Below are 393 nucleotides of genomic sequence, written 5' to 3' on the forward strand. Positions count from 1 at the left end.
CAGCGTTACCGATTAGTGTCTGAACAAGGCTCAAGACAACTTTTCGATTACAGTTTCAGCAATCCTTCCGCTGCTAATCACGCCCACTAGCAATATGAGCACGGGCCCGAACGTGCGCGGCATCGTCGCAGTGATTCAACCGGGCATTCACAAAGGCACCTATTTCGCGCAGCGCCATGCCGGCTTCCGGCAACCAGGCCGCCAGGGCATGGAAAACATGGGGCATCTGCTCCCACACTTGCAGGGTGTGCTCCACCCCTGCCCGCTCGGCTTGTTCAGCGACCCGCACCGCATCGCTGTAAAGCAGCTCGGTACTGCCCACCTGAATCAGCAATGGCGGCAACCCGGTGTAATCGGCAAACACAGGAGAGAGTAACGGTGCTGCCGGGTCCT

Annotated in this window: 1 protein-coding gene; it reads right to left on the reverse strand. The window is 58.5% G+C overall.

The features are described 5' to 3' along the window. Positions 1-73 precede the first annotated feature (73 nt). Positions 74-393 (reverse strand): alpha/beta hydrolase (locus A3754_RS04035; RefSeq protein WP_156496767.1); only part of this gene is annotated, 320 nt, incomplete at its 5' end.

This window comes from Alcanivorax sp. HI0083, assembly GCF_001635175.1.